Below are 25,449 nucleotides of genomic sequence, written 5' to 3' on the forward strand. Positions count from 1 at the left end.
GATGAGCGTCGATCTTCGCCGAGGCGAGTGGCTCGACGACAACGTGGCGAACTGGGACGAGCGCGTCGCCGTGCACGTCGCCTCGGAGTTCTACGACCAGGCGCCCCTGCGCGCCGGCGGGGGAGTGCTCGACCCGATCGTGCGCGCGGCCATCGAGCGCCTCTACCCCGACGGGCTCGAGGGGGTGCGGGTGCTGCACCTGCAGTGCCACTTCGGCTCGGACACGCTGTCGCTCGCGAATCTCGGCGCGACCGTGGTCGGCATCGACTTCTCGTCGGCCGCGGTTGCCGAAGCTCGCCGTATGGCCGATGAGATCGGTGTCGCGCACCGTGCACGGTTCATCGAGGCGAACGTCTACGACGCGCGCCACATGCTGCCCGAGCCCGAATCGTTCGACCTCGTCTTCACGACGTGGGGCACGATCGGCTGGCTTCCGGATGTCGCGGAGTGGGCGCGCATCGTGGCGTGGTTCGTGAAGCCGGGCGGGCGGTTCTACTTCGCCGACGGGCACCCGGCGGCATTTGTCTTCGACGGCGAGGCCGGCCGCGACGGCATGCCGACCTTCGCGTATCCGTATGCCAATGAGGCACCCGACGTGCTCGACGACCCGAGCGACTACGCCGATTCGGAGGCGACGCTCGTCAATGCGCGAACGTGGGAGTGGACGCATCCGCTCGCCGAGGTCTTCGGCGCGCTCCGCGACTCCGGCCTCGACGTCGAGTCGTTCAGCGAGCACTATCAGGTGCCGTGGCGCATCTTCCCGGCGACGGTCGACCTCGGTGAGGGCATGTACGGCTGGCCCGCCGAACGCTGGCTCCCGCTGTCGTACGAGCTCGTGGCGGCGCCGCGCGTCGTGGTGGCCTCGGCCGGTGACTGAGCGCCGCCGGCCGAGGCTCTTCTCCTGCCCGCGTCAGTCCAGCGGGCCGGTCGGCGCCGCTCGCAGCGCGTCGCCGAGTGCCGTGCCGAGTTCGTTGCGGTAGTCGCCTGACAGGTCCCACCACATCGCGCCGCCGAAGCCCTGACTTGTGAGCCACTCCGCCTTGGCCGTGACCGAGTTCGGGTCGTCGAGGCTCCACCACTGGCCGCTCTCGGCGTCGAAGCGCCAGGATGCGCCGATGCTGGGGTCGAAGTAGCCCACGCCGAGGTCGCGGAGCTCGTAGTACGGCTTGGTGCCGAGCGAACCCGTGACCGCCTGCCACGCCGAGTCGCCGACCGTGACGCCGCTCCAGCCCTGGCCGTAGGCTGCGAGGCCGACATTCAGTTGCTCGGGTCGAGCACCGGCGGCCGTGTAGAGGCCGACCGCGTTGTCGATGGCGAGCCCCCAGTTGTGGTTGCCGTCGGGGTGGAGGTTGCCCTGGTGGCCCGTGGTACCGGTCCACCCGCCGGCGTAGTCGTAGCCCTGCACGTTCAGCCAGTCGATGACGTCGAAGAGGCGTGGGTCGGTCCAGCCGCCGGCGTTGGTGTTCCAACCACCGGCCGGGGCGAACGCCGTGAGCAGGTAGTCCTCGCCGGTCTCGGCCCCGTAGGCGTCGAGTTGTGCGCGGAATTCCTCCATCAGCGCGAGGAAGTTCTCGCGGTCTTCAGGCTTCGCGTTCGCGGTCTCGCCGCCGTTGACGGGCCACTCCCAGTCGACGTCGATGCCGTCGAAGATGCCTGCCGCGACGCCGTCGCCGCCGAGGGAGCCGATGCGGGGGAGATCGCCCTTCAGGTACACGTCGATGCACGAGGAGACGAGCGTCGCCCGGCTTTCGGGTGTGGAGGCGGCTTCTGAGAAGTTGTCGGACCAGGTCCAGCCGCCGAGCGAGATGAGCACCTTGGTGTCGGGGCTCACCTCCTTGAGCTTCCGCAGTTGATTGAAGTTGCCCGCCAGGCGCTGGTGCTTGTTCGACTTGTCCTTCTTGCCGTCGACGGAGTCGCGGGCGGAGACGAGCCGCAGATAGTCGTTCTGCGCGTCGCCCTCGCCCGGGACATCCGTGATCTCGCACTTCAGGTCGGTCGTGACGTTGCCGAACGCGTAGTTGATGTGCGTGACGTCCTCGAGCGCTCCGGTGGTGAGGAGGTCCTCGATCTGGAAGTCGCGAGTGACCGGGGTGTCCGACATGAGATAGCCGACGGAACGGTACCCGTTGATCTCGGACGGCCCGGCGGAGCCGCGATCGCCCCGTGAGGCGAGGGCGGGGGAGGTGGCGGACGCGGCGAGCAGGGAGGTGGCGACAACGGTGAACGCTGCGCCACGAAGCAGATGGCGTGGTGACATTGAATCCTCATCGATCGTGGTCGGGGCCGTGCTGCGCCCATCGGGGCGGAACGGTTGCCGAGACAGTACCAACGCGAAGCCCTGTTTGGAAAGAGTCTTAACAAAGAATCTCGCGACGTGGACGTCCTCGATTGGACGAGGCTCGAACGCCGTGCTAGAGTCATTTCTTGTGCCGCGGGGTGGAGCAGTTCGGTAGCTCGCTGGGCTCATAACCCAGAGGTCGTAGGTTCAAATCCTGCCCCCGCAACCAAGTCGAAAATCCCGGTCTCGTCTGAGACCGGGATTTTCGCGTTAACAGCGAACCTAGGAACGAACGAACCTGCTCCAGGCGTGGCGGCGAGGGGAGCCGGGGTCAGCTCGTGAGCACGACGAGGCGCTGCGTCGCCCTCGTCATCGCGACGTAACGGTCGACCGCACCCTCGATGCCGTCGCCGAACGTCTCGGGGTCGATGAGCACGACGAGGTCGAACTCGAGGCCCTTCGAGAGCTCGGGCGTGAGCACGCGCACGCGCTGCGACATCCGCTCGTCTTCGATGGCTCCGCCCGTCGTATCGCGACCAGTGGTGATGACGCAGGCGACGCCGTCGGAGTGCTCCGCGAGCCAGTCGCCGAGCAGGGGACCCAGGTCGGCGACGGAACCGTGCACGACGGGCACTCCGCTGCTGCGGATCGACGTCGGCACGTTCGCATCGGGCAGCGCGGCCCTGATGACGGGCTCGGCTTCGGCCATGACCTCTTCGGGTGTGCGGTAGTTGATGCTCAGCGATGCCAGGGTGACGCGGTCGAATCCGACGCGCTCGAGTCGCTCGTGCCACGACTCGGTGAATCCGTGCCGCGCCTGCGCACGGTCGCCGACGATGGTGAAGCTCCGTGACGGGCATCGCTGCAGCAGCATCTGCCATTCGGCGTCGGTCAGTTCCTGGGCCTCGTCGACGACGATGTGGGCGAACGGCCCCGCGAGGGCGTCGGATTCGGCGGTCGGCAGCGCGGCTCCGTCGACCAGCGCGTCACGAAGGTCCTGGCCGCGGAGCATCTGCATCACGCCCATCTCGGACTCGTCGGTCGCGATCAGGTGATCGACCACGTCGGCCATGCGTGTCCGCTCAGCCGCGATGGCGGCCTCCTGCCGACGGCGTCGGCGTGATGTCTCCGGGTCGCCGAGTCGGTGCCGTGCTGCGTCGAGCAGGGGCAGGTCCGACGCGGTCCAGGCCCGGGGGTCGGCGCGTTGCAGGCGCTCGACCTCGTCGGGTGCGAGCCACGGTGCGCACCGGCGCAGATAGGCGGGCACCTCCCAGAGCGCGCCCACGATGTCGGATGCCTCGAGCAACGGCCAGGCCCGCCCGAACGCGCGAAGCAGCTCACGGTTCTGCGTGAGCGAGCGTCGGAGGGGTGCGGCCGGCACCTCGCCGCGCAGCCCGTAGGCGTCGAACTGGTCTTCGGCGACTTCGGCGTCCTCGCGGAATCCGTCGTCATCGAACGCGGTGTCGAGGTCGTCGAACCCGGAGTCGGTTTCGGCATCATCGCGGCCGGAGTCTCGCACCTTGTCGGTCAGGATCGCAAGCAGTGCCTCCCAGACCTGGTCGCGCGCCTCGTTGTGCGGAGTGCCCGGTTCGACTGCAGCGAAGGCCTCGGCCCAGTCGGCAGTGCCGAGCCAGGCATCGCCCCACGGCGTCTCGACGTTCATGCCGGCAGAGGGCGGTGTCTCGTAGAGCTGTACGGCGGGCTCGATCGCCCGCACCATGGCCGCGGAGGACTTGAGGCGTGCCACCTCCGAGTCCTGCTCGAGCGGTGCCGTGGCACCCTCGACGACGAGGTCTCGCAGCGTGCACGTTCGAACTCCCTCCTCGCCGAGACTCGGCAGCACGTCGGCGACGTAGGCCAGGTACGGCTGATGCGGTCCGACGAACAGCACCCCGCCTCGGCGGTGCCCGAGACGCGGGTCGGAGTAGAGCAGGTAGGCCGTGCGGTGCAGTGCGACGACGGTCTTTCCCGTGCCTGGGCCGCCGTCGACGACGAGTGCGCCGCGGGAGCCTTCGCGGATGATCGCGTCCTGATCGGCCTGGATCGTGCCGAGCACGTCGCGCATCTGCGGCGACCGGCTGCCGCCGAGGCTCGCGATGAACGCCGACTGGTCGTCGAGGGCGGCGTTCGAGACGAATCCCTCGGCGGTGAACACCTCGTCCCAGTAGTCGCTCACCCGGCCGCGCGCCCATCGGTACCGGCGTCGGCTCGCCAGCCCCATGGGGTTGGCGTGGGTGGCACCGAAGAAGGGTTCGGCCGCGGGGGAGCGCCAGTCGACGAGCAGTCGGCGCCCTGCGCCGTCGGTCAGACCGAGACGCCCGACGTAGACGGGCTCGGGTGCATCGGCGCCCACCATTCGTCCGAGGCAGAGGTCGAGGCCGAAGCGACGCAGGGTGCGGAGCCGCGCGGTCAGGCGGTGCACCTCCATGTCGCGATCCATCGCCTCCTGGCCGATGCCGCCCGGTTCGCGGCGCACGAGATCGAGCCGGTCGCCGAGTTCCGCGATCGACCGTGCGAGACTGTCGGCGATCGAAGCGAAATGCTGTTCGTCGTCGAGAATCAGGGCCGGTTCGGACTTCTCGGCGAGGCGGGCGGGCAGGTCGAATGCGCTGATGGTCAGGGCTGCTCCTCAGGGCTGAAACGTCATGGGATTCGAGTCGTCTCGAACTCGGTCGATCAGTATGCGGCAGCGAGGGGGCCTTGCCGCAAGGCCCCCTCTCGCGTATATTCTGAAAGTGGAGAGCACGTGGTGCTCTCCTTTTTGCTGCGTTGATGCGGTCGACGCACGTCCCGCGCTCGCCGCCTAGGCTGTGGGCATGCAGAGCGCCACCGCCGAACTCGCGATCGCCGTCGTCCAGTTCTCGCCGAACGCCGAGGCCGCCGGCAATCGCGCCGAGATCGAGCGGCTGGCCGAACTGGCGGTGACACGCGGCGCGAAGCTCATCGTCTTCCCCGAGTACTCGAGCTACTTCACGCCTGAAGCGGGCGAAGACTGGCTCACGGCCGCCGAACCGCTCGACGGCGCGTTCAGCACGCACCTGGCCGCGCTCGCCGATCGACTCGACGTGCATGTGGTCGCGGGCATGATCGAGCGACTCGACGAGGGCGAAGGCGAGGCCGGCTCCCAGCACGCACGCGTCGCCAACACGGTCGTGGCGGTCGCCCCCACGGCCGGCATCGTCGCCCGCTACCGCAAGCTCCACCTCTACGACGCCTTCGGGCAACGAGAGTCGGAGTGGGTCGCCCCGGGCGCGATCGAGCCGCCCGAGACCTTCGAGGCCGGCGGCATCCGCTTCGGTCTGCAGACCTGCTACGACGCGAGGTTCCCCGAGGTGACGCGGCGCATCGTCGATGCCGGCGCCGACGTCGTGTGCATGCCCGCCGAGTGGGTGCGTGGTCCGCTCAAGGAGGCGCACTGGCGAGTGCTCACCACGGCCCGCGCGCTCGAGAACACCGTGTACGTCGCCGCAGCCGACCACGCCCCGCCGATCGGCGCCGGCAACAGCATGATCGTCGACCCGATGGGCGTCGAGCTGGCAACGATCGGCGAGACGACGGATGTCGCGGTCGCCTGGATCTCGAGGGAACGCATCGATGCGGTGCGCCGCCTCAACCCCGCGCTCGCCCTGCGCCGCTTCGACGTCGCCCCGCGCTGAGCGCCGCCAGCCGACTGCTGGCGGCTTCGAGCACGTCGCGCCGCTTGCAGAACGCGAAGCGCACGAGACTCGAATACGCCCCCTGACGATCGGGGTGCACGAACGCGGTGACCGGGACGCCGACGACGCCGGCCCGTTCCGGCAGCTCTCGGCAGAGCGCGGCGCCATCGGCGTACCCGAGCGGCGCGGCATCCGCGACGATGAAATAGCCTGCCCGCGGCAGCGAGACGGCGAAGCCAGCAGCGGTCAGACCGGCGGCGAGCAGGTCGCGCTTGGCCTCGAGGGCGGCCGCGGCATCCGTGAAGAAGGAGTCGGTCAGGCCGAGGCCGGTCGCGATCGCCGGCTGGAACGGCGCACCGTTGACGTAGGTGAGGTACTGCTTGACGGCGAGCACGGCCGTCACGAGCGGCGCAGGCGCGGTGACCCAGCCGATCTTCCAGCCCGTGGTCGAGAAGGTCTTGCCGCCAGATGAGATCGAGATCGTGCGCTCGCGGGCGCCGGGCAGTGTCGCGATCGGCGTGTGCGCGGCGCCGAACGTCAGGTGCTCGTAGACCTCGTCGGTGACGATGAGCGCATCGTGCCGCTCGGCGAGCTCGACGATGAACGCGAGCGTCTCGGCGTCGAATACGGCCCCGGTGGGGTTGTGCGGCGAGTTGACGAGGATGAGGCGAGTGCGATCGGTGACGGCGGCCCGCAGTTCGTCGTGGTCGGGCTTCCACTCGGGGAACCTCAGCGGCACGGTGCGGTGCACGCCGCCCGCGCGAGCGATCATCGCCGCATAGGCGTCGTAGTACGGCTCGAAGGTGACGACCTCGTCACCGGTATCGACGAAGGCGAGAATGGTCGCGGCGATCGCCTCGGTGGCCCCCGCCGTCACGAGCACCTCGGATGCCGCGTCGAGCTCGATGCCGTAGCGACGAAGCTGATGGGCGGCGATCGCCTCCCGCAGCACGGGCATGCCCATACCTGGCGGGTACTGGTTGACCCCGTCGGCGATCGCCCGGCGTGCCGCCTCGAGCACTTCGGCCGGCCCGTCTTCGTCGGGGAAGCCCTGCCCGAGGTTGATCGAGCCGGTGCTCGCGGCGAGTGCGCTCATCTCGGCGAAGATCGTCGCGGCGATCGTGCCGTCTGGCGCGAGCAGGCCGGCGCCGGCCGCGGTGCGCTGCCAGGGCGCGAGGCCCGATGCGGGAGAGAAGTCGCTCACGCTCTCACCGTACGCGAGAGGCACCCGCTGACGGGTGCGGGATCGCGCGCATTCTCACCGTACGCGCGGGTGGGACGGGTACGCTGGCGCAGGCAGCGACGCGCTCCCCGGCGGCATTCGGATGAATCCCGGCTCGGGGATAGCAGAGTCATAGACTCCGCCGATCGGGCACACAGCTTGCGGCGGGATGCTGGCATCGCTTGGAAGGAGCACACCATGACCGACACCACTGACGGCGCCGCGGGGGAGCCCCGCGAGGCCGAAGTCACCGGCACTGACGCAGACGCCACGAGCCCTGCCGCCGCGGTTCCCACCACTTCCCCTGCTGCGTCGGATGCCGCGGCCGACACGGCTGCGTCGACGGCACAGACCGCCCCGGCCGAGTCCGCGGTTCCTGCCGAACCTGCCGTTCCGGCAGCACCCGCTCCCACGACTCCCGAATCCGCCCCGGCCGCTCCCGCGCCCGCCGCGACCGGAACCGTCTACGAGCCCGGCCAGCAGCCCCAGCCGTACTCGGCGCCGCAGTACGCGAAGCAGCCGGCGCCGCCCGCGCCCGCGACATCCGCTGCCGCGCAGCCGCCGGTCGCGCAGCCGGGCCAGGTTCCGCCGGCATTCGGCGGCCCAGCTGCCCCGCAGTCGTACGAGACTCAGCCGACGGTGCCGCTCGCCGGGGTACCCGCTCCGGGCGACCCGGCCGCACAGACAGCGCCGAAGCCGCGTCGCGTCGGACTCGGCGTCGCCGCCGCGATCGTCGCCGCCGCACTCATCGGCGGCGCCTCGGGCGCCGGCATCACCGCACTCATCACGAACAACAACGGCACGCCGGCGAGCGAGAGCGCGGGCACCGCGCAGAACATCGTCGTGAACGACACCGACTCGGTGAACCAGATCACTGCCGCGACCGCGAAGGCGAGCCCGAGCGTCGTCACGATTTCGGTGTCAGGCGGACAGTCGGGCGGCACCGGCTCGGGCATCGTCCTCTCGGACGACGGCTACGTGCTCACGAACACCCACGTGGTGACGCTCGACGGCGCCACCGGTGAACCCACCATCCAGGTCAAGACGAACGACGGCCACCTCTACGAGGCGGAACTCGTCGGCACCGACCCGCTCTCCGACCTCGCGGTCATCAAGCTCGTCGACGCATCCGGGCTCACGCCGCTCGAGTTCGCCGACTCCGACAAGCTTAACGTCGGCGACACCGCGATCGCGATCGGTGCCCCGCTGGGGCTCGCAGGCACGGTCACCAACGGCATCGTGAGCGCCCTCAACCGCTCGATCGACGTGGCCTCCTCGGCGGCGCCGGCGACTCCCGACGATTCAGAGGGCGACGGAACCGAACAGGGCGAACCGGGCGACGGCGGCTCGGACAGCCCGTTCGACTTCTTCTTCGACCTGCCCGACCCCGAGGGCGGCGAGCCGCAGCAGCCGACCGCCGCGACCGGCCGCGTGGCGCTGCCGGTCATCCAGACGGATGCCGCGATCAACCCCGGCAACTCCGGCGGCGCGCTCGTCGATTCCGAGGGCAAGCTGATCGGCGTCAACGTCGCGATCCTCTCCACGGGCGGCGCGGCGCAGGGCGAGACGGCCGGCAACATCGGTGTGGGCTTCGCCGTTCCGTCGAACGTCGCCAAGCGCATCGCCGAGGACATCATCGAGGACGGCTCGGCGAGCCACGGCCTGCTCGGTGCCACGGTCACCTCGGCCGAGGCCGAGGGGTCGAGCGACACCGTGGGGGCGCTCATCTCGGAGGTGTCGGCCGACGGAGCCGCCGCGCAGGCGGGACTCGAGTCGGGTGACGTCGTCACCGAGTTCAACGGGGTGCCGATCACCGATCAGACTGACCTCACGGCACAGGTTCGCGCGCTCCCCGGCGGCGCGGAGGCCGAGCTCACCTTCACGCGCGACGGGTCGTCGCAGAGCGTCACGGTGACACTCGGCACCTTCGAGGGCTGATCACCGAGCGAGCAGACGGCGGGTTCGGGTCCGGGAGGATCCGGGCCCGCCGTCGCCGTCTGCCCGCCCCGTTCGCGCAGGTACCGGCTGCTAGGCTCGATCGACCTGAGCGCGAGTGAGGAACATGCCCGAGCAACACCCGGAAGCGACGCCAGCGCCGCTCCTCGGCGTCTCGTACGTCATGCCGGTGCTGAACGACGCGACGCACGTTCGAGCCGCGGTCGAGTCGATCCTGGCGCAAGACTACGCCGGCCCGGTCGAGGTGCTCATCGCCCTCGGTCCCTCGATCGACGGCACCAACGAGCTCGTGGCCGACCTCGCCGCCCGAGACGCGCGAGTGCGGGTGCTCGAGAACGAGGTCGGGTCGACGCCGGCCGGGCTGAACATCGGCATCCGCGCCGCGCAGTTCCCCGTCGTCGTGCGCGTCGACTCGCACTCGATGCTGCCGACCGACTACGCGCGCATCGCGGTCGAAGAACTCGAGCGCACCGGCGCCGACAACGTCGGCGGCATCATGGACGCGCAGGGCGAGACCCCGTTCGAGCGCGCCGTCGCACTCGCCTACACCACTAAGGTCGGGCTCGGCGGCTCGGCGTTCCACGTCGGCGGCACGGCCGGCCCGGCAGAGACGGTGTACCTCGGCGTATTCCGGCGCACCGCGCTGCTGCGGGTCGGACTCTTCGACGAGACCATCAAGCGCGGTCAAGACTGGGAACTGAACCGGCGGCTGCGCGACACGGGCGGCGTCGTCTGGTTCACGCCGCGGCTCGGGGTGACCTACCGACCTCGCTCCTCCCTCGACCGGCTCGCGCGACAGATGTTCTCGACCGGACTCTGGCGCGGCGAACTCGCACGCCGGTTCCCGTCGGCGAACGGCATCCGCTATTTCGTGCCGCCCGTCATGGTCATCGGCGTCGCCCTCGGCCTGATCGCCGGCATCGCCGGACTCGTGCAGGCCGCACTCGGTGCCCCGCCGTGGCTGCTGATCGGGTTCGCGGTGCCGATCGTGTACCTGCTCTTCGTGGGCGTGGCCACGCTCGCCTACGCCCGCGGGCGCGGCGTCAGCACTACGGCCTGGTTTCTCGTAGTGTTGCCCTGCATACACGTCGCGTGGGGTGTGGGTTTCGTGCTCGGCTACCTCTCGCTGACGAGCAACATCGCCAGGCACACGGGAAGGTGACGCGGATGTCACAGACTGGTCCGGTCACCACGAGACCCAAGTCGATCGCCGAGCTCCGCGAGGTGACGCAGCCCCCCGAGGTGCGGGGCCGTCGCAATGCCGAGCACTGGACGGCGTCGCTGTACCTGCGCAACCTCTCGCCCTACCTCACGTGGTTCCTGCTGAAGACGTCGATCTCGGCCAACGGCGTGACCGGGCTGATGATCCTCGTCGGCTGGTCGACGGCCGCGGCACTGCTCATCCCCGGCATCTGGGGTGCGCTCCTCGCGGTCGTGCTCGGTCAGCTCCAGATGCTCGTCGACTGCTGCGACGGAGAGGTCGCGCGCTGGCGGCGCACCTCGTCGCCGGCCGGCGTGTTCCTCGACAAGGTCGGTCACTACACGACCGAGGCGCTGATTCCGCTCGCGTTCGGCATTCGAGCCGCCGCGTACCCGCTCGAGTTCCCCGAAGACTTCCTCTGGACGACGATCGCCGCGCTTCTCGCGCTCGTGATCGTGCTCAACAAGGCGCTCAACGACATGGTGCACGTCGCGCGCGCGAACGCGGGCCTCACGAAGCTCGCCGATACGCACGGCGAGACGGCGCCGCGCGGCGGACTCATCGCCACGCTCCGCAAGGCGGCGCGATTCCTGCCGTTCCACCGTCTGTACCACTCGGTCGAGCTCACGCTCATCGCGTTCGCGGCGGCCGTGATCGGTCTCATCGCCGGGCAGCCGCTCGTCGACCGCATCGTCGTGGCGGTGCTGCTGCCGCTCGCACTGCTCTCGGTGGTCGGACACTTCGTCGCGATCATGGCGTCACGTCGTGTCCGCTCCTGACGAGATCGAATCCGTGCTGCCACGTGTCGGCGTGGTCGTGCTCACCATGGGCACCCGGCCCGACGATCTCGCTCGAGGCATCCGCAGCATCCTCGACCAACGAGGCGTCATCGTCGACGTGGCCTGCGTCGGCAACGGCTGGGATCCGGCGACCGCGACGCCGGCACTGCCCGGCGCTGTGAAGACCCTCCACCTGCCCGAGAACCTCGGTATCCCCGCCGGCCGCAACGCGGGCGTGCCGCTCGTGAGCGGTGAGGTCCTCTTCTTCCTCGACGACGACGCGTTCCTGCCGAGCGACACCTTCCTGGCCGACGGATGCCGCGTGCTCGGCGCCCGGCCGGAGGTCGGCCTGCTGCAGCCGCGGGTCGTCGACCCCACGGGACGCGTCTCGCCGCGCCGCTGGATCCCGCGCATCCGCAAGGGCGATGCCGCGCACTCCAGCAACGTGTTCTCGTGCTGGGAGGGGGCCGTGCTGATGCCGCGCGCGGTGTTCGACCAGACCGGGGGATGGGCCGACCCGTTCTTCTACGCGCACGAGGGCATCGAGCTCGCCTGGCGGGTCTGGGATACGGGCCACGTCGCCTGGTACGCCGGCGAACTCGAGGCGGCGCACCCGGTCATCGACCCGGCACGTCACGCGTACTATTACCGGCTGAACGCACGCAACCGGGTCTGGCTCGCCCGCCGCAACCTTCCTGCGGTGCTCGTGCCGCTGTACGTCGGTTCCTGGACCGCGATCCAGGTGCTGCGCTGGGCGCGCCGGCCCGCTGCGCTGCGCGCCTGGTTCGGCGGCTGGCGTGCCGGATGGCGCGAGTACCCCGGCCCGCGGCGTCCGATGCGTTGGCGCACCATCTGGCGCATGACCCGCGCCGGACGCCCGCCCGTCGTCTGACGCCCGCCTGCTCGACCCGCCGGTCGAGTAGTGGGCGAAGCGAGCGTATCGAGACCCGACGCCGCCCCACGCCGGTAACGATCGGCTCTCGGTGCCGTCGTGGCACCAGCCATGAGGCATCCGCTCAGCCCCACGTCGCTACCCTTGGACGGTGGGATTGAGGAGAGACGCGCGACGCGCCGTCAAGCTGGCCAAGGACATCATGTGGTCCCGGCGTGCGCAGCGCTCGCTCGGCGTCAAGCTCGCCGAGCAGGTGCCCATGCCGCCGCACCGCTTCCGGATCGGCGTGTACTTCGCCGACGGAAAGGTCAACCTCTACCAGCTCCGTCAGTGGTACGCCCCGCTCGCCGAGCTCGCCGAGCGCCATCCCGTGCTCGTGCTGAGCCGGGCCTCGGGCGCCGCGCTCGCGCTGCTCGACGAGTCACCGCTGCCGGTCGCCTACGTGCGCCGGGTGGCGGACCTCGAGCGCGTGATCCATGAACAAGACCTGCACGTGATCCTCTACGTGAACCAGAACGCCAAGAACTTCCAGATGATGCGGTACGGGCGTCGTTGGCACGTGTTCATCAATCACGGCGAGTCCGACAAGATGTACATGACCACCAACCAGTTCAAGGCGTACGACTACGCACTGATCGCCGGCGACGCAGCTCGTGCGCGGCTCGAGAAGGTGCTCTGGGACTACGACTTCGACAAGCGGGCGATCCCCATCGGCCGCCCGCAGGCCGATCACTACCTCGACGGAACGCCGCTGCCCTACCCGCCCGATGACCGCGAGGTGGTGCTGTACGCGCCGACCTGGGAGGGTGACCGCGGCGCGGCCGCTTACGGATCGATCGCCTCGCACGGCGTCTCGCTCGTGCGAGGTCTGCTCGACACGGGTCGGCACCGCGTCATCTACCGTCCGCACCCTCGGTCGGGTGTCGTCGACCCCGACTACGGTGCGGCGAACCGCGCGATCATCGCGGCGATCGCGGCTGCGAATGCCGCTGACCCCGCGGCTCGACACATCTACGACGACGGGCCGAAGCTCGGCTGGCAACTCGCCGCGGCCGACGTCGCGATCGTCGACATCTCCGCGATGGTCTACGACCGGCTCGCGGCCGGCAAGCCCCTGCTCATCACCCGTCCTGCGAATCCCGAGGCCCAGATCGACACCTCGGGCTACCTCCAGGCCTGTGAATGGCTCCACGCGACGGACGCCGCATCGATGGTCACCCGGGTCGATGGGGTCGCGCACGACGCCGACGCCCTCGAGCGGCTCGGCGTGTGGGTCGAACGCTACTTCGGCGACCCGACGCCCGGCGTGACCACGGCACGATTCCACGCGGCGATCGAACACCTCATGGCCGAGTGGGAACGATTCGCCGCGCTCCACGCGGGCGAAGAGGAGATCGACGAGTCCGACCTGCGGGGCGTCGAGAGCGACGAAGACGAGCTCGAGGCGTAGCACGTCGGCTTCGCTCGTGCCTCGTCATGCGACGCGAGTCGAAGCGGGCTCAGCGTTCCTCGTCGGGTTCGCGCGTGCCGTTCGAGGCGGAGTCGCCTTCGGCGCGGTCGGGCGCCGCGACATCCGCCGACTCGATCGATCGCCTGCGGTTCCTGGCGCGACCGACGGCGCGTCCGGCCTCACCGATGCCACGGCCGGTCGCGCGCGCAGCCGTGCCGAGCGCGTCGCCGACCCGCGACATCCGAGCGCCTGCCGCACGGATCATCGAATCGCCTTCGCGCGGTTCGAGCTCGAACGGCAGTACCGCGGGCGGCTGGCCGAACGCCAGGCGCGACTGCTTCAGCACGCGCTTGCCGAGCATGTGGTTGCCCGCGCCGCCGATCGCGGCGCCGATGCCGAACGGGATCGCCTTGCCGATGATGCCGGCACCGCCGCGTACCGCGAACTGCTTGATGAAGACGCTCCGCAGGCGTTCGACCACGGTTCCCATGACGGCCTTGGGCAGGCTGTTGGTGATGAGTTCGCCCCAGTAGGCGTTGCGGGCGACGCCCGTGCCCGAGGCCTGCCCGGCGAGTTGCCGCACGAGGTCGACGCCTTCGTTGCCGAGCATGAGCGTCATCACGAGCGCACGCCCACGATCGGGGTTCTCCACGGCGATGCCGTGCACCTCGGCGACCGACTGCGCGAAGAGGGCCGTCGCCTCGAGGAATCCGGCGGTCTCGACGCCCGACAGTGCGAGCGTCACTCCAGTGCCGATGCCCGGGATGACGGCTGTCGCGCCGACGGCGGCACCGCCGGTCGTGACGGCGGCGAGGTAGCGCCGCTCGAGGATGCGCACGATCTGCTCGGGCGTGGCACCGGGGGAGCGGCGACGGATGGCGCGGAGATGCGCCACCACGATCGGCCGCTGGATCGAGAGCACCCGGTCGATGCCGCGCTCCATGCCGTGGGCACGCGGGGTGTGGGAGGGCTCGCCGCTCGTCGCGTTCGTCGACGGGTCGACGGACGGGTCGACGAGTGGCTCGTGGGCTGCATCCGAGTCCATCGAGGTGATTCTGTGCACGCGATCGGGCATGCTCGCGATGATACGTGAGCCGGCTGGGTGGGCCGTAGGGGTTGCGTCGACCGAGCGTCGCCGCGTACTGCGCTCGGAGCGCTACGCGGTGCCGTGCTCCGCGTTGTAGCGGTCGAGCACGTCGTCGATCGGGCCGTCGAGCACGAGCGAGCCCTTGTCGAGGTAGAGGCCGCGCGTGCAGAAGCGGCGCAGGTCGCGTTCGTTGTGCGAGACGAAGAAGAGCGTGCGCCCGCCCGCGAGCAATTCGTCGATGCGGCGGTAACATTTCTCGCGGAAGGCCTTGTCGCCGACCGCCAGCACCTCGTCGACGAGCATGATCGGTTCTTCGAGCTGCGAGATCACGGCGAAGGCGATGCGCACCTTCATGCCGCTCGAGAGGTGCTTGTAGGGCGTGTCGAGGAAGTCGCCGATGTCGGCGAACTCGATGATCTCGTCGAACTTCGCATCGATCTGCGCGCTCGTCATGCCGTGCAGGCCCGCGGTCAGGTACACGTTGTCGCGCACGGTGAGGTCGTCGACGAAGCCGCCGGTGATCTCGATCAGCGGCGCGACGCCGCCGGTCACCTCGACCGTGCCCTCATCGGCGATCATGACCCCGGCCACGAGCTTCAGCAGCGTCGACTTTCCTTGCCCGTTGCGCCCGACCACGCCGATCGCCTCACCGGGTCGTACCTCGATCGAGACGTCGCGCAGGGCCCAGAACTCCCCGGGCCGGGTGCGGCGACGCCGGCCGGCGAGCAGGTCCTTGAAGGATCGACGGCCCCTCCGGTTGCGGCGGAAGCGGATGCCGAGCCCGGTGGTGCGGATCGCGAACGGCGGCGTCTCGACGGCGGTCGTGGCATCCATCTCAGATCTCCTTCAGCACCTGGCGCACCGACGACCGGAACACGAGGAGCCCGACGATCAGCAGTGCGACCGACATGACTGCGGCGATCGCCACGTTGAACCAGTCGAGCTCGCCGGGGAAGAACGCCGAACGGTAGAGCCCGAAGATGCCCGAGAGCGGGTTGAACGCCGCCCAGATGTGCAGTTCTTCGGGAAGGTTCGAGACTCCGTAGATGATCGGCGACGCGTAGAAGAGGAACCGCAGGATCAGCTTGACGGCACGCTCGAGATCGCGGAAGAACACCACGAGCGGCGCGACGATGAGCGCGACCCCCGCGGTGAGGATCGCCTGCAGCAGGACCGCGAGCGGGAAGAACACGATCTGCCAGCCGATGGTCGCACCGAACACGACTGCGAAGATCGCGAGCACCGGCAGGGCCAGCACGAACTCGATGCCCTTCGACAGCACGATGCGGTTCACCCAGATCGTGCGCGGGATCATCGTCGACCGAACGAGCTTCGCGTCTTTCAGGAATGCACGCGTCGAGTCGGAGACCGCGCCGTTGAACCACATCCACGGCAGCAGCGCCGACAGCAGGAAGACGATGTACGGGTCGGTGCCGGCAACCCGTTGGAACACTTGCGTGAAGACGAACCAGTAGATGCCCGCCATGACGAGCGGATCGAGCACCGACCAGACGTAGCCGAGCGCCGACGTCGAGTACCGCACCTTCAGGTCGCGTGTCGTGAGCAGCCAGAGCGAATGGCGGTACCGCGCCCACGGCGTCCGCTGCAGCGGATGCGCGTCGCCGTACGCCTTCGAGACCGTGCTCATCACGCTCTCATCGTAGATGCCATGCCGGGGTAGATTTGAACGGAGACGGGTGGCAAGTGCCGAGCCCAGTCGGAAGGAGCCTCGTGCACCGCACCAGCACCCGCGTCATTCTGAGCTGCGCCGCGATCGGCGTCGCGGGCGGGCTCTTCGCAGCCGGCGCGGGGTATTTCGCCGGGCTCGTCGCCGGCATCGCACCGATGCTCTACGGCCTCACCATCGGGTCGCATTTCCTGCCGAGCGCCGTTGCACTCGCGCTCTTGAAGCGGCCCGGCGTCGGCATCCTCACCGGGTTCATCGCGGGCCTCGTCGGCGCGGCGTTCGCGCCCCACTGGATCCTCCGATTCCTCGGCACCGGCTTGCTCGTCGGCGCACTGCTCGAACTCCCGTTCTTCGTGACGCGCTACAAGAGCTGGTCGCCGTGGCTCTCGTACGTCGCGGCGGGTGCGGCCGGCCTGGTGCTCGCCGTGAGCACCTTCATCGCCCTCGGACCCGAGCACTACGCGCCGTGGTTCTGGGCGATCTACCTCGCGCTCTTCGCGCTCAGCCCGATCGTCTTCACCTGGCTCGGCCGGGTCATCGCCGCGTCGCTGGCGCGGGCAGGCGTCGCGCGCACCCTCAGCACCGGCAGCTGACGAGGTGCAGGGGCGCTGAGCGACCCTGCACGCACGCGCGAACGCAGAAGAGCGGATGCCGCGAGGCATCCGCTCTTCTATTCAGCGCTGTGCTGTGGTGCAGGTCACACGAAGTGGTTCGCCCGCTCGAGGTCTTCGGCGAAGTCGATCTCGACCGCGTAGAGGTCGGAGATGTCCATCGGCTCGACGAGGAGGCCGTTCTTCTCGATCGCGAGCTCGAGGCCGCGTTCGAAGTAGTCCTGGTCGCCCACGCGCTGCAGGTGCGCGAGGAACGTCGCCTTGTCGCGGCTCGAGATGTAGTTGATGCCGACGGCTTCGCCGAGCCCGCCCTTGACGGTCTTCGAGAGTTCCTTGATGTAGCCCTCGGCGCTCGTGGTGTACTTCACCTCTTCGTCGGAGACCTTCGAGGTGTTGACCGTGACCATCGACTGGTCGCGGGCGATGAACGGCAGCGCGCGGTCGAGGATGCTCGGGTCGAAGACCACGTCACCGTTCATCCAGAGCACGCCGCCGGGCTGCGAAGCCGAGAGCGCACGCATGAGGCTCTTCGACGTGTTGGTCTGGTCGTACTCCTCGTTGTAGACGAAGGAGGCCTGCGGGAACGCCTCGATGATGTGCTCGAGCTTGTACCCGACGACGATCGTGACGTTGGCGTTGGCACCGAACGCGTGCTCGATGTTGTCGAACTGCTGGCGCATGATGGTGCGGCCGTCGCTGAGTTCGGTCAGGGGCTTGGGGAGGGATCGCCCGAGCCGGCTCCCCATGCCGGCCGCGAGAATCACGATCTGGGTGTTCACTGCATCTCCTTCGGTGGTCGGATGCCGCAGGCGCTCGCCCTCGTCGCCGAGGGTTCGCCCGAAATTCATCCGGAAGTTCACATTTGGACACGCCGTTATGCCGAACCTCAGGATATCGGGCGGTAGCTGTGACCTGCCATCGGGGGTACGAGGTCGTAGCCCGATCGTGATGTGACGCTCAGGTGATCCTCAGCTTGCTACGACAGATCGACGTACCGCAAGGGCTCGTATTGCATCCAGTGGTTGATAGGTTGTCTGGGTGACTTCTGTTTCGCGCTCCGAACACGACGACGAAACTGCCGAAGGCACCGGCGTGGGGGCGTCCGAGACGCGGGAATCCCAGTCGGAGCCGTCGGCGGCGACGCCGGTTCGAGCCGCGCGCAGCACTCGCACGACCCCATCGAAGGCGGCGGCTGCGAAGACCGCCGCCGCGAAGACGGCGGCGGCGAAGACCACTGCTGCGAAGAGCGCGACGACCAAGACGGCTGCGGCGAAGAGCGCCGCGATGAAGACCGCCGTCGTGAAGCCCGCGGCGGCCACGAGTGCGTCGGCGAAGCCCGCCGGCGGCGACGGCAGCCCGGCCGACGGCGACGCGGCGACGCCTGCCGCTTCGAAGCGCACGGCTGCGTCACGCACGGCATCCGCGAAGGCTGCCGCTGCCCGTGGCGAGGCGGCGAAGTCGGCCCGGGCACCGCGTGCCTCGGCGACGAAGAGCGAGGGCGCCACGACCGGTCGCGCCGCGAGTGCGGCCTCGGTGCGGCAGGCGCAGCGAGTCGCTGCGGCACTGACGACCGAGACCACTGCTGCCGAGCGGCCGGCGCGCAAGACGCCCGAGCCCGCAGCGACGGCCGAGTCGGAGCCGTCGCAGACGCGATCCGAGATCGATGAGCAGACGGTCGAGCGACTGCCGAACCCGGCCCCCGTGACGGAGACCGAGGCCCCGCCCGTGCCGGCGCCTGCCGCGGCTGCGCCTGCAGAGGAAGCGCCGGCCGAGGTTGCACCGGTGCGGCCCGCCGATGCAGATCTGCCCGCGTCGACGGCAGCGGCCGGCTCCAGCACTGCGGCGTCCATCGCCGCAACGACCGGCATTGTGGCAACCGGGTCGGCGGCGCAGGCGGTCGCCGTCATCGCGGCGCCCAAGAAGTCCTCAGCGCGAAAGAAGCGCATGCTGCGTCCGGCGCGAATCGGCCCCGGTGCCGCCGCGCCGAAGGTGCTCGCGATCGACGGTCTCGTGAAGCGGTTCGGTGAGAACACCGCCGTCGACGGCATCACGCTCGAGGTGCGCGCGGGTTCGTTCTTCGGGCTCGTCGGTCCGAACGGCGCAGGCAAGACCACGACGCTGTCGATGGTGACGGGCCTACTGAAGCCCGATGCCGGCACGGTGCGCATCCACGACATCGATGTGTGGGCGAACCCGCGGGCGGCCAAGCGGGCCACCGGCGTGCTGCCCGACCGGCTCCGGCTGTTCGACCGGCTGACCGGCGCCCAACTCCTCTACTACTCGGGCGTGCTCCGCGGGCTCGACGGCCGCACTGTTCGCGAGCGCAGCGCCGACCTCATCACCGCGTTCGGGCTCGACGACGCCGTCGATCGTCTCGTCGCCGACTACTCGGCCGGCATGACGAAGAAGATCGCCCTCGCCTGCGCGATGATCCACTCGCCGCGGCTGCTCGTGCTCGACGAGCCGTTCGAATCGGTCGATCCGGTCTCGGCGGCGAACCTCACCGAGATCCTCGAGCGATACGTGGCCGGCGGTGGCACCGTCGTGCTCTCGAGTCACGGCATGGACCTCATCGAGCGCGTGTGCGACTCGGCCGCCATCATCGTCGCCGGGCGAGTTCTCGCCGCAGGCACCCTCGACGAGGTGCGGGCCGGTCAGACCCTCGAAGACCGATTCGTCGAGCTTGCCGGCGGACGCAAGGCTGCGGAAGGCATGGAATGGTTGCACAGTTTCTCCGACTGAGCGCAGCCCATTCCTGACGTCAACCGACATCGCCCGAAGTACACCTCACTTCGCCCGCTCTCGCCCGTAATTCCGGGGAAGTTGGACCTTCTAGGTCGGGCTGTTCCGGGCGTGACTGGGGCACGCCGGAACCCCGCGGTGGGGCGCGGGCGCGGGGATTTCGCGGGGTTTTCTGCCGCTAGAACGTCGGCAGTGAGAGCAAGTTGTTCGTCCAGGTGTTGTCCGCGTAGGTTCTGAGATAGGCCTGCGTGTTGCTCGGGCGAACAACGCCGACGCGCGCGCGCTGGGTTCCGCTGCCCACGTACGCTTCGCCGTTCTTGTCGACCCAGTCGACCAGAGTGGGCTTGTCGTTGTCTCCAGTGTTCCCATCGGCCGGATCGCGCCACTTGTAGCGAACGATCGACTCGTGGTTCTTCTCGTAACCGCTGAATCGGACGTGGGTGATCTCGATTGCCATGCTCTTCTCCTCGGGTTTGACCGACATGAGCATCGGCGATCTGATTCTCTCGGGAGCCAGTGACATGCATTCCGAGAATTGCGCGGTGGCTGAGCTACGCTCGGCGGCGTGGGCTATTCGATCGCGGAGCTGAGCGGCTACGGCTTCGTCGGATTCGTTCCGTTTCGGACGTGGACGAAACGGCTCGTTCTCGACGCGGACGGTCGCGATTCAGAAGGCGTCTACGTCATCGCGCGCGAGTCAGCAGAGCTTCCCACGTTTGTTGAAGAGCGTCATCACAGACCTCGACCTATCGTCCGCACCCCGGAAGACGCGGCCGCACGCTGGGTGTACGGAGAGCAGGTGCTGTACTTCGGGAAGGCGCCACTTCGGAAACGACCCAAGGGCTTGGCGAACCGTCTGGCTGAATATCACGCCCACGGCTTCGGGTCCGGTGCGCAGCACTATGGCGGGAAACTCATTTGGCAGCTCGCAAACACGGACGAACTCATAGTCGGTTGGAAGGGCTTGGGGGCAGGGGAGAGCGCTGCGATTGAGAGTGGACTGATCAAAGGCTTTGCACTGTTGCACGGGGTGCAGCCGTATGCGAACACCGGGGCGCCACTCAGGTCGGCCGCGCCAATCAGCCTGTAAGGCCTAGTGCTGGGCTCTGTGTGGCGAGATGTGCGGGGTGGCAGCCCGGCGAGGTTCCGGCGTCGCCGTCGCCTTACATAGGCGTGTAGTCGGTCAGCCGTTCGGGTGGCGGCGGCGGGTCATGTCGCGGACGACCGCGGCGCGCGATTGATCGCGGACGCGGGATGAGCGAATGACCTGTAGCTGCTCTTTGCCGGTGAGCGGTCTTCGGTTACCCATCGGGTCGCGGCCGAACGCGGTGGACGAGTACTCGCCAGGTTGGTTCGGGTCGAACGGTCGAAAGTCTTCGGGGCGCTTTGGCATGGTGGTTCCTCCTGCGCTCAAGTCAACCGTGATCACCATTCAGGACGCGCGCCACAGATGTCCATAATGCCCAAGGTCAGAGGTCCATTCGTGCATCCAGCGGCGGTAATTGTTTACCGCGTAAAGTTTCTCTATGGGACGAACTGAAACCGCCGTAGAACTCCGGACCACGATCCCGGAAGAACTCGACCGTGCCCTCGCGCAGGTCGTCACTCTGTCCGGTATCTCGAAGGCCACGCTCGTCAGGCAGGCGCTCGCCACTCATCTCGGCGCAATGGGCGTCATTCGCCCTGAAGTCGCGGAGGCGCTGCGCCCGACACCAACAGGAGGCCGAGGCCTCGCAACCAACCGCAAGAAGGAGAACCGATGACTACCACCCCGCTCCCAAAGTTCCCGGCTCACGCCGGGCCCATCATGGCTCAGCGCCTCGACCGACAGCGCGGCCAATACCGAGCCAAGGCTGACGCGCTCCGCGACACCCTCGCGAAGCTCGATGAGGTCTGGGCTGAGGCATTCGCAGAGCATGATAAACGCCAGACTGCCCGCGACCGCGTGGCCGAACTTGCCCAAAAGCGAAACCGATAGGAGCCGAGACCGTGGAAATGCACCCCGACGACGCGCGAGTCTACGTCCGCACCCAGACCTATCCCAACACCGAGACTGAGCGCGAGGCGATCGCCGCCGTGGACTCGGCCGTATTCGACAAGGTGCGCACCTATGAAGGATTGGTCGTAGCCGCCGCACAGCACTTCCTCGACTCAAGCGCCGTGCACGCTGACGCCGCATCGGAGATTGCTGACGCCCTCGCAGAAGACATCCGATATCCCCTGATGGACGGCGCACGCCCGAGTCCAGAGATCGCCGCGCGCTACCAGGAGCTCCGCCGAGACGCGGAGCGCGCGATCGCTGCTCTCGAAGCTGCGGAAGCCGAGGCCGAGTGGCACGGCGACAAGGTTCGAGATCCGTATGGTGCGTATTCGGCGCTCATGACGAACTGGAAGATGATTCGGCCCAGCCTGCCGATCTGACACTCGCACATGGACAACGGGCGGGAGCCCTACTCGCTACCCGCCCGTCTGGAAGGAGAACTAACGTGCCCATCATCAACGACCTCAACGCTAGCCTGAACCGCTATCCGGACGACTCGCTGCCCACCTACTGGGAGCGCAGCCTGAACTATCCATATGAGCCGGCTGAGCTGCTGCCCCGTCACGAGACACCGACGCGGTTGCTGACCAATATCGAGCGCGCGACCGTCCGCATTGATGCGCCCTTGCCTTTCGACTGCCCGCAGGGTTCGGGAATCCTCTATGAGGCGACAGTGCGGCTCGCGCTCTATCGCAGCCGGGGCGTCTTGCCGCATTCGAGCGGACACTACATCGCGCGGCAGCTTGAGTCGGTCTTCGGCAGCCGTCACCCGCTCGCTCAGGTGCGCGCGCTTCTCGGCTGGGAGTTGCTCCGATCACTCGACGCGGCCGACCTTGGCACCAAGGTTTGGATTTCTGGCGAGCCGACCGAACTGCTCGGAAAGTACCGGCGGATGCGACTCTCTGAGCGAACTGCACAGTTGGCAAACGAGCCCACCGAGCGCCGCGAGAGTGAAATCCGGTAGCCTTAATTCGCCCGTTCAACTCCGGTTAGCGCCAAGGGCTGAGTTGATGCAGGGCGAACTTGTGCGTAGCTTTGCATCACACAACTGAACAGCAGTGCTTGGGCCGTGGCGTGCTACGGAGGGCTAGGGGAAGGACCCCGAAACGTGAAGACCACCCGAAGAGGGCGGTACGTTTCGAGGTCTTTTTGTTGCCTCCGGCGTTCCGTCCTCCTCACCGAGAGGAGAACCGAATGTCCATCAAGCACCCCAGCACTCCGGAGTACTGGGACTACAACACTGCGCCGGATTCGCCGATTCTGCGAGGGCTCGGAGTTACAGACCGTCAACTGCGCCGTGCTCGTGACCAAGGCAAGCTCTCGGGCATCAGGCTTGGCGGCAAGGTCCAGTTCAGTGAGGAGCATCTTCGCGAATTCGTTGAGCGCTCCACGTTCCGCGCAGTTCGGTAGTCGGATCCCGTGCCCCGCACCATCAACGGCGTGCCTGCTCCGCGCCCGCTCGCCCGTGCTCGCCCGCAGCGCCGAAAACGATACCGCCCCGACGCCGTTCGCACTGCGTTCGAGGAGTGGGCGGACGGCGCTGAGTCGCCCGACGGTGAGCAGCGCATGTTCTGCCCGCTCTGCGAGGACCCGACCGAGAGTGTCAGCCCGTCCGCCTCCATGAACGCTGAGCGCGGCGAGTGGAACTGTCTCAAGACCGATGATCACGGCGGCTCCATCTATGACCTCGTGCAGACGCTCAAGGCGCGGCCCGAGAGCTTCGCGATGCGGGCGACTGCGACCGTCGTCGCGCCGACCTCGTCCACGAAGGTCAAGCCGAAGTTGCCGCCGCCTCTCGAAAACCAAGAGAAGGTCGCCGACTGGCACGACCAGATGGTCGCCCGGTTCCCTAAACGAGTCGAGTATCTGACAACCCAGCGCGGCCTCAGCCACGAAACCATCGGCAAGTTCAAGCTCGGCCACGACGGCCAGCGGTTCACAATCCCAATTCGCTACCGCGGCGAGTGGGTCAACGTCCGGCGCTACCTGCCGAACTCGGGCGCGGCAGAGAAGATGCTCAACCTACCCGGCCACGGCACAGCGGTTCTCGCCTTCACCGAGGTTCTGGCGCAACTGCTTCCAGTGCTGCTGGTTGAGGGAGAGTTCGATGCGCTTCTCGCGAACCAGATTGGCGAGGGTCAGTTCGTCGCGGTGACTGCGACGGGCGGCGCGGGCACGGTCCCCAGCGATCTGTCGATGCTCGCCGGTCGTGAGGTGTTCGTTCTCTACGACAACGATGACGCCGGCCACAAGGGTGCCGAGAAGATCGCCGGAGCCCTGCGAAAGACAGGAGCGAGCGTCCACGTACTCGACTGGACAACGCTCGGCCTGCCCACGGGTGACAACACCCGGAAAGACCTCACCGACTGGTTTATGAAGGCGCGGGGCACTGCTGAGCAGATCGTCGCCGAGATGGACCGTGCCCGATCCGGAGAGGCCGTTGATGACGTGCTGTACGAGATTGAGCGGCTGTTCCTCGCTGCGGATGACGCTCGAGAATCCCTTATCGCGGACGTGCTGTCTGACGATGACATTCTCTCGCTCGATCCGCCCCGGTTCGTCATCGACGGGTGGGTTCCGAAGGGCTTCTTTTCGGACTTCTTCGGCGAGCCCGGAGCCAAGAAGACGTTCGTCATCCTCGACATGCTCCGCAGCATTCGCGCAGGGGTCCCGTGGCACGGTCACTCCGTCGAGCGGGGAGCAACCCTGCTGTTTGAGGGCGAAGGGCTTGAACAGTTGCAGGCGCGCATCCTTGCGTGGAACGAGCACAATGAGTACCCGCCGCTGGCGCCCGGTGGTTCACTCTCGGTGCCGGTGGACATGACAACGCCCGAAGGCGTGGCGCGTGTGGCTCGTACGGTGCGCGACTTCGAGGCGGACTGCGGCGAGACGGTTGTCGCCGTCGCGTTCGATCCGCTCGTGGAGTACATGACCGGAGACGAGTCGACCGAGGGCATGGCTCTTGTTACGCGCGGCCTTCGGGCTCTCGCGCAGTACCTCGATATTGCCGTGATCGTGGGTGCGCACACCAACGCCGAAGGTCTGCGAGCGCGTGGCGGTGACCAGCTACGCATGCGAGCCGGGGCGCACGTCCGAGTGGAGACTCTCAAAGGGGACTTCGTCGGCATCGTGCAGGAGAAGCAGAAGAACGCCCAGCGGCGCGCTCTCGTGCTGCTCCCACAGGAGGTCGGCCCATCGCTGGCGCTCTCAACGCACAAGCGGATGAGTGCCGTCGAGTATTACGCCGACAAGACCAGCACAGAGTTCCGCGACCGCGCCGAGACAAAGATCAAGCTCTCGGAGTCAGGCGCGTCCGTCAAGCACAGCAAAGCCGACGCGCTTCTCATCAAACACGTCCGCGCCAACCCCGGCGTCGTCCAGGGCGCACTCGTGAAGGCGTCGCTCGGTCAGGGCGTCGGCAAGGACACCCTCGAAACGCGTGTGGGTGCGCTCGTTGATGCGGGTACGTTCCGCGTCGAACGGTCCGGCACCGCAGCGAACGCACCGAAGAGGCACTATCTCGCGGACCCTGCAGACCCCGCAGACCCATCAAACGCCGCGATCCCGAGCCCGGAGGGAGTCGGCGATGACTCAGCGACCCGTGACCCGTGACCCGTGAACCCGGCACAGCGGGTCGTCGTGACCCGTGATACCGACCCGCGAACCCCTTTAGGGGTCGCAGAGGGTTGGTACACGGGACGACGGAAGCGGCGCGGGTCGCTCAGTAGCAATCAACAACACATAGACCCCCAGCCGAGCAACAACCCTTGGTGCGACCGTCGTCGTCGCGTTGCTCGGCTGGGTTCACCTTCCAGAAGTAGATGCGCGAGAAGTGGAGAGAAATGAC

At 68.1% G+C, this 25,449-nt stretch carries 24 protein-coding genes and 1 tRNA gene; 16 read left to right on the forward strand and 9 right to left on the reverse strand.

Annotated features, from left to right (window positions below):
- Window position 1: 1 nt before the first annotated feature.
- A complete protein-coding gene (locus AC6CH0_RS16040; protein ID WP_498102661.1) occupies window positions 2-877 on the forward strand; it encodes a class I SAM-dependent methyltransferase in 876 nt (291 codons plus the stop codon).
- Window positions 878-910: 33 nt separating this feature from the next.
- Here AC6CH0_RS16040 and AC6CH0_RS16045 read toward each other — a convergent pair whose 3' ends face one another.
- Window positions 911-2,257: a glycoside hydrolase family 18 protein gene (locus AC6CH0_RS16045; protein WP_498102663.1), complete on the reverse strand. Its 1,347-nt coding sequence runs from the start codon at window positions 2,255-2,257 to the stop codon at window positions 911-913.
- A 173-nt stretch (window positions 2,258-2,430) separates the two neighbouring features.
- Here AC6CH0_RS16045 and AC6CH0_RS16050 point away from each other — a divergent pair.
- Window positions 2,431-2,507: transfer RNA gene (locus AC6CH0_RS16050), tRNA-Met, on the forward strand.
- Between the two features lie 102 nt (window positions 2,508-2,609).
- On the opposite strand, the gene helR is transcribed toward AC6CH0_RS16050, so the two are convergent.
- Window positions 2,610-4,898, reverse strand: a complete 2,289-nt coding sequence (gene helR / locus AC6CH0_RS16055; protein WP_498103290.1) for an RNA polymerase recycling motor ATPase HelR — start codon at window positions 4,896-4,898, stop codon at window positions 2,610-2,612.
- A 196-nt stretch (window positions 4,899-5,094) separates the two neighbouring features.
- Between helR and AC6CH0_RS16060 the strand changes: the two genes are divergently transcribed.
- Window positions 5,095-5,934, forward strand: a complete 840-nt coding sequence (locus AC6CH0_RS16060; RefSeq protein WP_498102664.1) for a carbon-nitrogen hydrolase family protein — start codon at window positions 5,095-5,097, stop codon at window positions 5,932-5,934.
- Here AC6CH0_RS16060 and AC6CH0_RS16065 read toward each other — a convergent pair.
- Window positions 5,888-7,138 (reverse strand): pyridoxal phosphate-dependent aminotransferase, encoded by a 1,251-nt coding sequence (locus AC6CH0_RS16065; RefSeq protein ID WP_498102666.1) that lies wholly within the window; start codon window positions 7,136-7,138, stop codon window positions 5,888-5,890. The genes AC6CH0_RS16060 and AC6CH0_RS16065 overlap by 47 nt on opposite strands.
- A gap of 216 nt (window positions 7,139-7,354) precedes the next feature.
- Between AC6CH0_RS16065 and AC6CH0_RS16070 the strand changes: the two genes are divergently transcribed.
- The 5 genes from AC6CH0_RS16070 to AC6CH0_RS16090 all read left to right on the forward strand — a co-directional run bounded on the left by AC6CH0_RS16070 (window position 7,355) and on the right by AC6CH0_RS16090 (window position 13,434).
- Window positions 7,355-9,094, forward strand: a complete 1,740-nt coding sequence (locus AC6CH0_RS16070; RefSeq protein WP_498102668.1) for a S1C family serine protease — start codon at window positions 7,355-7,357, stop codon at window positions 9,092-9,094.
- 124 nt (window positions 9,095-9,218) lie between these two features.
- Complete coding sequence (locus tag AC6CH0_RS16075) at window positions 9,219-10,274, forward strand: glycosyltransferase family 2 protein (RefSeq protein ID WP_498102670.1); 1,056 nt, start codon at window positions 9,219-9,221, stop codon at window positions 10,272-10,274.
- A gap of 5 nt (window positions 10,275-10,279) precedes the next feature.
- Window positions 10,280-11,092, forward strand: a complete 813-nt coding sequence (locus AC6CH0_RS16080) for a CDP-alcohol phosphatidyltransferase family protein (protein WP_498102672.1) — start codon at window positions 10,280-10,282, stop codon at window positions 11,090-11,092.
- Between the two features lie 46 nt (window positions 11,093-11,138).
- Window positions 11,139-11,984: a glycosyltransferase family 2 protein gene (locus AC6CH0_RS16085; RefSeq protein WP_498103292.1), complete on the forward strand. Its 846-nt coding sequence runs from the start codon at window positions 11,139-11,141 to the stop codon at window positions 11,982-11,984.
- Window positions 11,985-12,135: 151 nt separating this feature from the next.
- Window positions 12,136-13,434: a CDP-glycerol glycerophosphotransferase family protein gene (locus AC6CH0_RS16090; protein ID WP_498102674.1), complete on the forward strand. Its 1,299-nt coding sequence runs from the start codon at window positions 12,136-12,138 to the stop codon at window positions 13,432-13,434.
- 49 nt (window positions 13,435-13,483) lie between these two features.
- Here the strand turns inward: AC6CH0_RS16090 and AC6CH0_RS16095 are convergent, their stop codons facing one another.
- From AC6CH0_RS16095 to AC6CH0_RS16105, 3 genes are all read right to left on the reverse strand, one after another.
- Window positions 13,484-14,509: a hypothetical protein gene (locus tag AC6CH0_RS16095; protein WP_498102676.1), complete on the reverse strand. Its 1,026-nt coding sequence runs from the start codon at window positions 14,507-14,509 to the stop codon at window positions 13,484-13,486.
- 81 nt (window positions 14,510-14,590) lie between these two features.
- Window positions 14,591-15,355 (reverse strand): ABC transporter ATP-binding protein, encoded by a 765-nt coding sequence (locus tag AC6CH0_RS16100; RefSeq protein ID WP_498102678.1) that lies wholly within the window; start codon window positions 15,353-15,355, stop codon window positions 14,591-14,593.
- A 1-nt stretch (window position 15,356) separates the two neighbouring features.
- The gene (locus AC6CH0_RS16105; protein ID WP_498103294.1) at window positions 15,357-16,169 is read right to left on the reverse strand and encodes an ABC transporter permease; all 813 of its coding nucleotides are present in this window, start codon (window positions 16,167-16,169) and stop codon (window positions 15,357-15,359) included.
- A gap of 83 nt (window positions 16,170-16,252) precedes the next feature.
- Between AC6CH0_RS16105 and AC6CH0_RS16110 the strand changes: the two genes are divergently transcribed.
- Entirely contained in the window at window positions 16,253-16,801 is a 549-nt protein-coding gene (locus AC6CH0_RS16110; RefSeq protein WP_498102680.1) for an ECF transporter S component, read from the forward strand.
- 104 nt (window positions 16,802-16,905) lie between these two features.
- Here AC6CH0_RS16110 and AC6CH0_RS16115 read toward each other — a convergent pair whose 3' ends face one another.
- Window positions 16,906-17,598, reverse strand: coding sequence for a phosphocholine cytidylyltransferase family protein (locus AC6CH0_RS16115; protein WP_498102682.1), 693 nt, complete (start codon window positions 17,596-17,598; stop codon window positions 16,906-16,908).
- Window positions 17,599-18,763: 1,165 nt separating this feature from the next.
- On the opposite strand from AC6CH0_RS16115, the gene AC6CH0_RS16120 reads away from it, so the two are divergent.
- Window positions 18,764-19,561, forward strand: coding sequence for an ABC transporter ATP-binding protein (locus tag AC6CH0_RS16120; RefSeq protein ID WP_498103296.1), 798 nt, complete (start codon window positions 18,764-18,766; stop codon window positions 19,559-19,561).
- Between the two features lie 178 nt (window positions 19,562-19,739).
- Here the strand turns inward: AC6CH0_RS16120 and AC6CH0_RS16125 are convergent, their stop codons facing one another.
- On the reverse strand, window positions 19,740-20,018 hold the full coding sequence (locus AC6CH0_RS16125) for a DUF3892 domain-containing protein (RefSeq protein ID WP_498102684.1): 279 nt from the start codon (window positions 20,016-20,018) through the stop codon (window positions 19,740-19,742).
- A 108-nt stretch (window positions 20,019-20,126) separates the two neighbouring features.
- Here AC6CH0_RS16125 and AC6CH0_RS16130 point away from each other — a divergent pair, with 108 nt between their 5' ends.
- The gene (locus AC6CH0_RS16130) at window positions 20,127-20,651 is read left to right on the forward strand and encodes a hypothetical protein (RefSeq protein WP_498102686.1); all 525 of its coding nucleotides are present in this window, start codon (window positions 20,127-20,129) and stop codon (window positions 20,649-20,651) included.
- Between the two features lie 93 nt (window positions 20,652-20,744).
- On the opposite strand, the gene AC6CH0_RS16135 is transcribed toward AC6CH0_RS16130, so the two are convergent.
- A complete protein-coding gene (locus AC6CH0_RS16135) occupies window positions 20,745-20,954 on the reverse strand; it encodes a hypothetical protein (protein WP_498102688.1) in 210 nt (69 codons plus the stop codon).
- Window positions 20,955-21,087: 133 nt separating this feature from the next.
- Between AC6CH0_RS16135 and AC6CH0_RS16140 the strand changes: the two genes are divergently transcribed.
- The 5 genes from AC6CH0_RS16140 (at window position 21,088) to AC6CH0_RS16160 (ending at window position 25,214) form a co-directional block, all read left to right on the forward strand.
- Entirely contained in the window at window positions 21,088-21,324 is a 237-nt protein-coding gene (locus tag AC6CH0_RS16140; RefSeq protein ID WP_498102690.1) for a hypothetical protein, read from the forward strand.
- Between the two features lie 226 nt (window positions 21,325-21,550).
- Entirely contained in the window at window positions 21,551-21,982 is a 432-nt protein-coding gene (locus AC6CH0_RS16145; protein WP_498102692.1) for a hypothetical protein, read from the forward strand.
- 65 nt (window positions 21,983-22,047) lie between these two features.
- Window positions 22,048-22,566 (forward strand): hypothetical protein, encoded by a 519-nt coding sequence (locus AC6CH0_RS16150; protein ID WP_498102694.1) that lies wholly within the window; start codon window positions 22,048-22,050, stop codon window positions 22,564-22,566.
- A 230-nt stretch (window positions 22,567-22,796) separates the two neighbouring features.
- A complete protein-coding gene (locus tag AC6CH0_RS16155; RefSeq protein ID WP_498102696.1) occupies window positions 22,797-23,012 on the forward strand; it encodes a helix-turn-helix domain-containing protein in 216 nt (71 codons plus the stop codon).
- Window positions 23,013-23,021: 9 nt separating this feature from the next.
- Window positions 23,022-25,214, forward strand: coding sequence for an AAA family ATPase (locus AC6CH0_RS16160; protein ID WP_498102698.1), 2,193 nt, complete (start codon window positions 23,022-23,024; stop codon window positions 25,212-25,214).
- Window positions 25,215-25,449 lie beyond the last annotated feature (235 nt).

The organism is Agromyces sp. GQ35 (assembly GCF_059758475.1).